Below are 10,750 nucleotides of genomic sequence, written 5' to 3' on the forward strand. Positions count from 1 at the left end.
CCATTTCCGACAGTAGGGTTGACCACCATGGGTGCGACATCACCACCGGGCGTACGGCGACGGGCCGACGCCGAACGCAACATCGCCGCCATCCTTGCCGCCGCGCTCGGCGCCTTCGCGCGTGATCCCGAGGCCACGATGACCGACATCGCGCGGGTCGCCGGGGTCGGACGGGTGACCCTGTACGGGCACTTCGGCTCCCGGGACGTGCTCCTGGAGGCGGTGATCGGGCAGGTCCTGGGCGAAGTCGAGGTGCTCCTCGACGACGCCGAGGTCACCGTCGGACCGGCCGACGAGGCGCTGGTCCGGCTCGCCCGTGAGGGCTGGCAGGTGCTGGACCGCACCCGCGGCCTGCGCAGGGCAGCCCTGAAGGCGCTGGGCGAGGCGAGCCTGCGCCGACACCACGCCCGGGTCCTGACCAGGGTCGACGAACTCGTCGCGCGTGGCCGGAGCGAAGGCGCGATCCGGACCGACCTGCCGGCCGCGTGGCTGACCGCGACCTACTACGGCGTGATCCACACCGCGGCGGACGAGGTCGACGCGGGCCGCCTCGACCGCGCCACGGCCGGCGACACCATCGCCACGACCCTGCGCTCGGCCCTGTCCGCACCCCGGTGAGGATGCGCACCCGCTCGGCGACGCCCACCCGGCCACAGGACGCGCCCGGCCCGCCGCGGCGATCCGGGCCGGACGGCGCGCCGTTCGGGCCTTGACGGAGGAAGTCCCGGTCGGTCCGCAGCGCTCGGGTGTGGCGGCGGGCGGGGGCACGTGCAGGGCGAAGGCGATGTCGGGTTTTCGGGCCCACGTGCCGGTGTCCGATGCGATCCTGGCGCGTGGTGCGCGGGAGCGCGCGAAGTGGGTCGGGGGAACCGGTTGTGGGGGTGTGTTCGTGCGGGCGTGGGTGTCGCGGGTGATATTGGTCGTGGTGTTGAGCATGGTTGCCGGCGTGTGGCCGGCGGCCGGTGACAGTGCCCGGGCCGCGCCGGGGCCCGACAAACCGTCCGTGGTGGTGTCTCCGCACACGGTGCGGGTCGGTGACGTGATGACGATTCGGGGCAGCGCACACAGCGGGTGTCCGCGCGATCTGATCAACGTCCGAGTCGACTTCGCGGTCGGCGCCACCAACCTGCTGGCCGAGTTGATCGTGGCCGATCTTTGGGTACGCGCCGACGACGGCTACGCGTTCACGTTGCGGTACCGGCTGGCCCGGGAGGGCACGGGCGGACCGGAGTCGATCCATACCGAATGCGCGGATCCGGGAGCCGACGGTCTGCACAAGTCGATGGCGCTGGGGCTGTTCAAGATCGACTATGTGTCGCACACGTTCGTCGAGCCGCCGAACCCGGACGCGGCGAGCCCGCCGGCGGATCTGGCGAGCAAGCGGGTGGTGCTGCGCCCCGAATCGGGGCCGCCGGGGTCCCGGTTGACGGTGTGGACCGACATCCGGTGCGGCGGCGCGAATCCGACCAACAACGTCGTGGTCCTGTGGGGCGATGATCCGATGGCGTTCTTCGAGGCGGGGCCTGATTCCGGGAGTCAGGCGATCGTCACGACGGTGCCCCAGGGACCGCAGCGTGGCCCGCGCCCGGTGTCGGTCAGATGCGCCGCGACCGATGTGGTCGTTCCCGGCGATCGGGTGCCCGATGCCGGAGCGGTCCTGAGCGCGGTGTTCGACACGCCCTCTCCCGTGCTGACGGCGACGCCCGCCCGCGCGGGCCCCGGCGAGCGCGTGCGGGTTCGCGGCACGGGCTTCACCGCGTGCGGCTCGGCGTTGGCGAGCGAGCGACCCGAGTTGGTCGTCACGGCGGCCGGGCGGATTTTGGGACGCCTGCCGGTGGCCGCCGACGGGCGCGTCGACGCCGACCTGACCCTGCCCGCGGACGCCGGGGACATGCGAACGCCGACCGTCACCTGCGCGGGCGACGCCATCGACGGCGTGGTGCCGCTTGCGCTGACCCTCGCCGCGGTGAGCGGTGACGCGCTCGCGCCCCGGACCTCGGCTCGCTACCGCGCCGCGTCCACGGCCGCGGTCCCGGCCGTCACCGATCTGTTGCGCGAACCGGCCCCGGTGATCGCGGCCGGTGCCGTGACGGCGGCGTCGCTGCCGCTGGTGGGTTTCGCCGGCGAGTTGTTCAACCGCACGTTGGAGGAGAACCGGGCGCGGATCCGCCGACGGTTGCGTCCGGGTGCGGCGCGGCCACGCTCGATGCCGCGTGCCCCACGCCTGCAGGTCGTGGTGTTCGTCGTGCTGTCGGCGCTGTTCGCCGCGGCCGTCGAACCGGGGGTCGCGCTCGACGTGCCCACGGGCCTGCTCGCGCTGGCGCTGGTGGTCGCGGTGCCCGCGACGGTGCTCGCGTACACGGGGACGGCCGAGGCGTACCGGCGGCGGATCTCCCGGGTCCGGGCCTTTCCGCAGCTGATTCCCGGCGGCCTCGCGGTCGCGGTCGCGCTCGGGGTCGCCTCGCGCGCTGCGGAACTGACGCCGGGTTACGTGTACGGCCTGTGCCTGGCCTTCACCCACGCCGGACTGCGTACGCTCCCGGACCGCGAGGAGGGCCGGGCCACGCTGCTCGGCGCGACCGCGCTGGCCGGGCTCGGCATGCTGGCCTGGATCTGGCGCATCCCGGTTCACCACTCCGCGGGCCAGGACCCGTCCGCCGGCTGGGCGTTCGCGGAGAACGTGCTGACCCAGACGTATATCGCGGCGGTGATGACGCTCTTCTTCGGGTTGCTCCCGATCCGCTACCTCGACGGTCACCGGGTGTGGGTGTGGAACCGGGCCGGCTGGGCGGTGCTGTACGCGTTCACGACCTTCCTGTTCGTGCTGACGCTGCTGGACCCAACCGGAGCCACCGCCGGGGGAACCGGCGACATGTGGCTGCGCTCGGTCTGGATATTCGGCGGATTCGCGGCTGCGTCGCTGACCTTCTGGGCGGTGTTCCGATTCCGCCCGGCACTTCCGCCGACGTCGTGAGTGGCGGGTCTCGCCCCGGAGTTCCGGGGCGAGACCCGCCGGGCGGCCGTTCAGCAGGACGGGCGGCGGTCCGGTGTGTAGGACCAGGGGCGGACCGCTTCGAGGGCTGCGCCGATGCGGAAGACCATCTCGTCGTCGTAGGTCTTGCCGACGATCTGCACACCGGTCGGCACGCCGTTGGAGGCGAAGCCCGACGGTACCGCCAGGACCGGTACTCGGCTGCAGATGTTGAACGGCGGGGTGAGGGCGGCGTCCAGATAGAAGTCCAGTTCCTTGCCGTCCACGACGACCTTGGTCTCGGTGTAGTCGTCGTCGGCGACGAAGGCGGGGATCGCCGTGGTGGGGCAGATCAACGCGTCGAACCGGTCCAGCAGTTCGCCCAGTTCGGCGTAGATGGCGCCTTCCAGGGCGAGTCCCTCGGCGAACGAGGTCCGGGTGGCCGCCGCCTTCTCGTGGAAGGCCCGCAGGTACGGGTTGACCAGGTCCGGCGCGGCATTGATCGCCTCGCCCGCCTCGGCTCCCATGATCGCGGCGAAATGGGCCATCAGGGCCCGGTTGACCGTTTCCCGGGTCCAGCCGAGCTCGACCTCCTCGACCACTGCTCCCGCGGCGCGCAGAGCCTCGGCGGCGGCCCGTGTGTTGGCCGCCACCTCGGGGTCGATCGAGTGGTCGCCGAGCGTGACGCTGAGCGCGATGCGCAGGCCCTCCGCGCCGCGGGCGCCGGCGTACTGTTCCGGCAGTACCAGCTTCGGGCGCAGCGAGACGACGTCGCCCTTCCACGGCCCCGCGATGACGTTCTCCAGGAGCGCGCAGTCGGCGACCGTGCGTGCCATCGGGCCGTCGTGGCAGTACTGGTCGAGGCTGTACGGCGGCATTGCCGGGACCCGGCCGAACGGCGGCTTGAATCCCACGACGCCGTTGAACGAGGCGGGGATGCGGATCGAGCCGCCGATGTCGGATCCGGTGGCCAGTGGCGCGTATCCGGCGGCCAGCGCGGCACCCGAGCCGCCGGACGAACCCCCGCACGAGTACTCGGGGTTCCACGGGTTGCGGGTCACGCCCCACAGCTTCGACCGGGTGAACCCGGCGGCGCAGAACTCCGGTGTGCTGGTGCGGATGTGAATGATGCCGCCCGCGTCGGCGATTCGCTGGAGCACCGGGTGCGTTTCCGTGGCGATCTCGTCCACGAGCAACAGCGATCCCTGCTGGAGCGGATGTCCCTCGATGGGGTGCTCCTCCTTGGCCGCGACCGGGAGGCCCTCCAGTGGCCGGATGTCGCCGCGGCCTTTGCCGAGGTAGCGCTGTTCGGCCTCGCGGGCCGCCGCGAACGCCTGGTCGTGGAGCGATTCCACGACCGCGTTGACAACGGGTTCGGCGGCGGTTGCCCGGTCCAGGACGGCGGTGAGCAGTTCGACGGGCGACAGTTCACGGGTGCGGAAGGCGGCGAGTGCCTCGGTCGCCGTGAGGTAGGCGAGGTTGGTGGATGTCTCGGCGGACACGGTGACTCCCAAGCAGGATTGAATGGTTCGCGATGGGGCGGCGGCCCGGGTCGATCGGGCGGGCCCGGCAGGTCCGTGGGAACTGCCGGCTCCGCTGCCTGTCACGCATCCGGTGCGGCGAGTGCCCTTCTGCTTTCGGCGATGCGCTCGGGGTCCCAGCCCGCGCTCGGCACCGAGTCGATCAACAGTCGGGTGTAGGGGTGTTGCGGCGCGGACAGCACGTCGGCGGTGCGGCCCGACTCGACGATCCGGCCGTTGCGCAGCACGACGATGTCGTCGGTGATGTGCCGCACGACCGCCAGGTCGTGGCTGACAAAGAGGTAGCCGATGCCCCCCTCGCGACGGATGCGGGCCAGCAGGTCCAGGATCTGCGCCTGGATGGACACGTCGAGTGCGGCGACCGCCTCGTCCAGGATCAGCACCCGGGGCGAGGCCGCCAACGCGCGTGCGATGGCCACGCGTTGGCGCTGGCCACCGGAGAGTCGGCGCGGCAGGGCGCCGGCCTCGCGGGTGCCCAGACCCACCTGGTCGAGCAGTTCGGCCAAGCGCGCGGCGCGCCCGGGCCGGTCGGTCTCGGGTGCGTGCAGGCGCAGGACCTCGTCGATGCTGTCGTGCACGGTGATGCGCGGGTCGAGGGAGAGGTAGGGGTCTTGGAAGACCATCTGGATCTCCCGCGCCCGGGCCAGGCGTTCCGCGCGGGTGCGTGGTCGGTGGGCGCGTTCTTTGCCGTCCACCGTGATGCTGCCGGCGTCCGGGGTCTCCAGGCCGACGAGCATGCGGGCGGTGGTGGTCTTACCCGATCCGGATTCGCCGACGATGCCCAGCGAGCCGCCCGGCGGCAGCGTGAAGCCGACGTCGTCGACCGCTTTGTGGTCGCCGAACGTGCGGCACAGGCCGCGGACTTCCAGGGCGGCCGGGGCCGGTTCGGTGGACGTGCTCACTGCAGGATCCCTTCGTCCGCGCGCAGGCACGCCACGGCCGCCGGGCCGTCGTGGACCAGTGCGGGGGCCTCGGTTCGGCACCGCTCGATCGCGAACGCGCAACGGGCCGCGAAGGCGCAGCCGGGGGGCGCCTCCGCGAGTGATACGGGCCGTCCCGGAATCGGTTGCGGCGCCGCGGCGTCCGCCTCCAGGCGCGGTGTCGAGGCCAGCAGCGCGGCCGTGTAGGGGTGCCTGGGTCGGGCGAACAGGTCGGCGACGGGCTGGGATTCGACGATGCGTCCCGCGTACATGACGTAGATGCGGTCGCAGATCGCCGCCGCGAGTTCCAGGTCGTGGGTCACGAACAGCATGCCGGTGCCGTGCCGGTGTTGCAGGCGTCGCAGGATGCCGACGACTTCCGCCTGTGTGGTGACGTCGAGTGCGGTGGTGGGCTCGTCGGCGAGCAGCAGTGCGGGGTCGCCGGACAGGGCGGCGGCGATCACCACGCGCTGGAGCATGCCGCCGGAGAACTGGTGCGGAAAGCGGCGCAACGCGCCCTGCGGGTCGCGGATGCCGACCTCGGTCAGCAATTCCTGTGCTCGGGCCAGCGCTTGGTCCTTGGGCATGCCGCGCACCCGCAGTCCCTCGGTGAGGAAGTCCCCGACCCGGCGCATCGGGTTGACCGACGCGCGCGGGTCCTGGAACACCATCGCCACCTTGTTCCTGCGCACTTCGCGCAGGCCGGCCGCGCCCATGGCGAGTACGTCGGTGCCCTCGACGCGGACGGTGCCCTCGGCGCGTGCTCCCTTGGGCAGCAGGCCCAGGACGGTGCGGCAGGCCACCGATTTGCCCGAGCCGGACTCGCCGACCAGACCCACGGTCTCGCCGCGTTCGACCCGCAGGTCGACCCCGTTCAGGATCGGCCGCGCGGCGGCGTGATCCGGCAGGCGCAGCGTCAGGCCGACCATGTCGAGCAGCGGCACGTCGTGCCCATCGGCCTCGGTGCCGGATGTGGCGGGCCGGGTGGCTGTGTCGCCGGCCGTCGTCTTGTCGAACACGGCGGTCACCTCTCCCGCTTGGAGACACGGTCGGCGAGGCCCTCGCCGACGATTCCGAATGCGACGACCGCGATGACGATGGCGGTCGCGGGGGCGAGGGCGGGCAGCATGACGTCCTTGAGGAGCGGGTTCTGGCCTTCGCTGACCATGACGCCCCAGTCGGCGGTGGGTGCCTGGACGCCGAAGCCGAGGTAGGACAGGCCGGCGAGTTCCATCAGGGCGTAGCCGAAGTTGATCGCGGACTGGGCCAGTACGGTCGGGGTGATGTTGGGGATCAGGTGCCGCGTGCAGATCGACCAGCCGGACCAGCCCTGGACCCGGTAGGACTCGATGTAGGGCCGGGTCTGTTCCTGGCGGGCGATGGAGCGCACCAGGCGCCCGACGTAGGGCGTGTAGGCGATCATCATGGCGATGACGGGTGCGGTCAGTCCCGCCCCGAACACCGCGACGCACAGGATCGCCAGCAGCATTGCGGGGAATGCGAACAGCAGGTCCATCGAGCGGGACAGCAGGGAGTCGACCCAGCCGCCGCGCCATGCGGCCATGACGCCCATGGCGATGCCGAGCACGGTGGACACGCCGACCACGGCGAGTGGCCCCAGCAGCCCGGTGCGGGCTCCGTACAGCAGTCGGCTGAGGATGTCACGGCCCGACTGGTCGGTGCCCAGCCAGTGTTCGGGGCCGGTGCCGGCCAGCGAGTTCTTCAGGTCGATGGCGTCGGGTTCGTAGGGTGCGAGCAGCGGTGCGCACACCGCGAGCAGCACGAGCAGAACCAGGACCAACACGGCCGCGGTGAACAGCGGTCCCTGTGCGGCGAGTTTGCGGATCCGAGCCGGTGCGCCGCGCCGGAGGGGCGGCGTCTGTGCGGTCGCGTCCTTGACCGACGCGGGGGCGGAGGCACTCACTTCGGGTCACCTCCCAGCGCGACGCGCGGGTCGATCAGCGGTTGGAGCAGGTCGACGATCAGGTTCGCGATCAGGAACGCCGCGACCACCAGCAGGGTCAGCGCCTGGACCACGGGGAAGTCCTTGACCGTGACCGAGTTGATGAGCAGGGAGCCGACTCCCTTGACGCTGAACGCGGTCTCCACGATCGAGGTGGCCACCAGCATGCTCGCGACCATGGTGCCGACGACGGTGACGATCGGGCCGAGGGCGTTGCGCAGCACGTGTTTGCGGATGACCTGGCTCTCGGGCACGCCGCGGGAGCGGGCCACCTCGACGTGCTCGCGGGAGAGTTCGTCGAGCATCGCGGAGCGGGTGACCCGGGCCAGCAGGCCCGCGAAAGTCAGCGCCAGAGCGATGGCCGGCAGCGTCAGGTGCCACAACTGATCGGTGAAGCCCTCACCCGCTCCGTAGAGCGGGAACCAGCCCAATTTGACGGCGAAGACCGAGGTGAGCACGGTCGCGGCGATGTAGGACGGGATGGCGATCGAGGTGCCGGTCCAGGCCAGCACGAGCTTGTCGACCAGGCCGGGCCGCAGCGCGGAGACGATGCCCAGGATCAGCCCGACGACCGTGACCAGCACCATCGCGTACACGACCAGGAAGACCGTGGTCGGCAGCTTCTGGGAGATCAACTCGCCGACGTCCTGGCGGAATTGCACCGAGCGGCCGAAGTCTCCGCCGAGCACGTCGCCGAGCCACAGCAGGTACTGCTTGGCGAACGGCTCGTCCAGGTGGTACTGGGCGGTCAGCGCGGCGCGGGCCTGTGGGGTGACCGGGCGGCCGCGCATCAGGAAGGACACCGGGTCGCCCGGGGCCAGGTGCACGGCGCTGAAGACCACGAACGAGGTCGCCAGCAGCACGAGCACCAGGCCCACGAGGCGGCCCAGGAGGAAGCGGAGCAGAGTACGGTTCATCAGTTCGCGGCACCCAGGGTCGCGGCCCAGGGGAAGGACAGCTGGGTGATGTTCGGGGTGGCGCCGGTGACGCGCTTGCCCTGGTAGAGCGACAGCGGCGAGTCCCACAGCGGGATGCCGGGCAGCTCGCGCAGCGCGATCTCCTGGAGCTTGATGGTCAGTTGGGCGCGAGCGGCCGGGTCCGTGGTACCCAGTGCCTGCTGCGTGATCGCGTCGTACTCGGGGTCGGACCAGTTGCCGTAGTTGGCGAACTCCCCGGTCTGCAGGGTCTGGTAGAACTCCAGCGGATCGGGCGTGACGTCGTAGCCGCTGGTGACCAGCAGGTCGATGCCTGCGCGGGAGGACGGGTCGGTGAACAGCGCGGTGTAGGCGTCCGGTGCGATGGTCTTGAGCTCGACGTCGAGGCCGATCGCCTTGCCGGCGGCCTGGATGGCGTTGGTGGCGACGCTGATCTCCGGGGCCAGGTTGCTGGTCGCGACGACGACCTTCTTGCCGGTGGCGCCGGCTTCCGCGATGAGCTTCTTGGCGGCGGCCACGTCGGTGGTGACGGCGGGCAGCGCGTTGTACATGCTCTGGGCCTGCTCCGCCGGGATGGTGGCCCAGCCGGAGACGGGCACGGGTGCCTTGGAGACGGTGCCGTAGCCGTTCAGTCCCGCCCGGATGATGCCCTCGCGGTCGATCGCCATGGACAGCGCGCGTCGCACGCGCACGTCGCCGAGGGCGCCCTTGAGGCTGGTGACGGCAGCCGAGTAACTGCCGGTGATGTCACCGAAGTACAGCTTGCCGTCGCCGGACTTGAGCTTGTCGTACGAGTTGGTGGGCAGCAGGTAGCCGCCGTCGACCTCGCCGGTCAGCAGCGCGTTGGCGCGGGCGGCGGGATCCTGGATGAAGACGAACTCGACCTCGCTCGTCTTGGGCATGAGCTTGCTGTCCCAGTAGGCGTCGTTGCGCTTGAGCGTGATGGACGTGCCGGGCTTCCACTCCTTGACGGAGAAGGGACCGGTGCAGTTCACGCCGCCCTGGGGGTTGCCGTAGTCCTTGCCGGCCTTGGCGAGGAAGGCGGCGCTCTCGATGGTGCCCGCCGACGCGCCCAGCTGCTGGTTGAGCAGCACGTTGGGGCGGGTGAGCTTGATGGTGACTTCCAGCGGGCCGGAGTCGGTGATGGACTCGACGTCCTTGAAGGCGGTGCTGTAGACGGCGCCGACCTCGGGATCCATCTGGCGCTTGAGGCTCGCCACCACGTCCTTGGCGGTCATGGGGGTGCCGTCGTGGAACTTGACGCCCTCACGCAGGGTGTAGACCCAGGTCAGCGGATCCGGGTTGGTGTACTTGGCGGCCAGCCCGGGGGTGATCGTCAGGTCCGGGTTGATGCGCAGGAGTTGGTCGCACACGTTCGCGAGCACCGTGTTGATCGGGTAGTCGAAGCCGTACGCGTAGTCCAGCGTCTGCGGTTCGGCGTACAGCGACCACTTCACCTTGTCGAGCGGCCCCTTCGCGGCGGGACTGTCCTTGGTGATCCGGTAGCCGGGGTCCGAGGCCGACGAGTTGTCGCTGCCTCCGCCCGAACACCCGACGGCGGTCAGGGCCACGACGGCGGCGAGGGCGGCGGTTTTGGGCATGCGCAAGTAACCCACCTCTTTCGGAGGGACGGCGAAGGCACGGAGACGGATGCGGCGTGGCACGCGTCAGGACAGGTGCCGGTGAGTATTGACGCGGGAACGTTCCCGCGCAAGGGTTTGCGGGCAGGTATCTCACGCATGGCGCAGAGGTTTCCAACACGTCACGGGAAGGTGTGGCAGCGCTTTTTGACGACCCGTCACGAGACCGGGACGGGGGGTGGCGGGTGGCGGGGAGCGGCTGGTGGGACGGCGTGTGAGGCGCCGGGCGCCGGGCCCTGGGAGTCGGGGTTGGGAGTTGTGCGAACTGTGAGGTTGGTGGGGGTGGGCTGCGGCGGGTCGAGTGCGTCGCCGGGCGTGGCGTCGGCCGCGACGTCGGAGGGAGGGCGGTGTGCCGGATGGGCTCCTTGCGCCGCTGGAGCGGGCGTTGGCGGACCGGGCCCGAGCCCTCGGAATGTACGCACTCTGCGTGTCTGATTGATTACCCTGTCGGCATGAGCGGCTTCGGTTCGTCCTGGGAACTGCGGGCTGTGTCGGAACTGTTCGGTGCGTGGCTCATCGATCCGCGATGCCGTCGTCCGTATCCGTGACGGCGGGGCCGACGCCCGCAGCCCGACGCCGGGTCATCCATGTCGGGACGCCTTCGTTCCGTGAGTGCTCCATCGGCCGGATGCCGCTCGGGGGTCGCGTTCCGTCGACTCCGCGGTGCGGGGCGGATGCGTGCGGATACGCCCCCCCCCAGGGTTAACCACGCGCGAGATCGGGAGAGCGGGGGGTGGGGGAAAAGTGTGGGTGAAACCGGGTTGTAATAGGGGGTGGCGC

General features: G+C 70.9%; 8 protein-coding genes. 2 read left to right on the plus strand and 6 right to left on the minus strand.

The annotated features are described in order from the left end of the window. The first annotated feature begins 27 nt into the window (after positions 1-27). Together ABZS54_RS19550 and ABZS54_RS19555 are read left to right on the plus strand one after the other, a co-directional pair. Entirely contained in the window at positions 28-618 is a 591-nt protein-coding gene (locus ABZS54_RS19550) for a TetR/AcrR family transcriptional regulator (protein ID WP_355537169.1), read from the plus strand. Between the two features lie 271 nt (positions 619-889). Next, entirely contained in the window at positions 890-2,974 is a 2,085-nt protein-coding gene (locus ABZS54_RS19555) for an FGLLP motif-containing membrane protein (protein ID WP_355537171.1), read from the plus strand. Between the two features lie 50 nt (positions 2,975-3,024). On the opposite strand, the gene ABZS54_RS19560 is transcribed toward ABZS54_RS19555, so the two are convergent. The 6 genes from ABZS54_RS19560 to ABZS54_RS19585 all read right to left on the minus strand — a co-directional run bounded on the left by ABZS54_RS19560 (position 3,025) and on the right by ABZS54_RS19585 (position 9,931). Next, the gene (locus ABZS54_RS19560; RefSeq protein ID WP_355537174.1) at positions 3,025-4,473 is read right to left on the minus strand and encodes an amidase family protein; all 1,449 of its coding nucleotides are present in this window, start codon (positions 4,471-4,473) and stop codon (positions 3,025-3,027) included. A gap of 101 nt (positions 4,474-4,574) precedes the next feature. Continuing rightward, a complete protein-coding gene (locus ABZS54_RS19565; RefSeq protein WP_355537177.1) occupies positions 4,575-5,414 on the minus strand; it encodes an ATP-binding cassette domain-containing protein in 840 nt (279 codons plus the stop codon). Further along, positions 5,411-6,460 (minus strand): ABC transporter ATP-binding protein, encoded by a 1,050-nt coding sequence (locus ABZS54_RS19570; RefSeq protein ID WP_355537180.1) that lies wholly within the window; start codon positions 6,458-6,460, stop codon positions 5,411-5,413. Before ABZS54_RS19570 ends, ABZS54_RS19565 begins: the two co-directional genes overlap by 4 nt. After that, positions 6,457-7,356, minus strand: coding sequence for an ABC transporter permease (locus tag ABZS54_RS19575; protein ID WP_355537183.1), 900 nt, complete (start codon positions 7,354-7,356; stop codon positions 6,457-6,459). The genes ABZS54_RS19570 and ABZS54_RS19575 overlap by 4 nt, the downstream gene beginning before the upstream one ends. After that, complete coding sequence (locus ABZS54_RS19580; protein WP_355537186.1) at positions 7,353-8,312, minus strand: ABC transporter permease; 960 nt, start codon at positions 8,310-8,312, stop codon at positions 7,353-7,355. Before ABZS54_RS19580 ends, ABZS54_RS19575 begins: the two co-directional genes overlap by 4 nt. Then, on the minus strand, positions 8,312-9,931 hold the full coding sequence (locus ABZS54_RS19585) for an ABC transporter substrate-binding protein (protein ID WP_355537189.1): 1,620 nt from the start codon (positions 9,929-9,931) through the stop codon (positions 8,312-8,314). The genes ABZS54_RS19580 and ABZS54_RS19585 overlap by 1 nt, the downstream gene beginning before the upstream one ends. Between the last annotated feature and the right edge of the window lie 819 nt (positions 9,932-10,750).

Origin of the sequence: Embleya sp. NPDC005575, assembly GCF_040605455.1 — a bacterium.
Classification (GTDB): domain Bacteria; phylum Actinomycetota; class Actinomycetes; order Streptomycetales; family Streptomycetaceae; genus Embleya.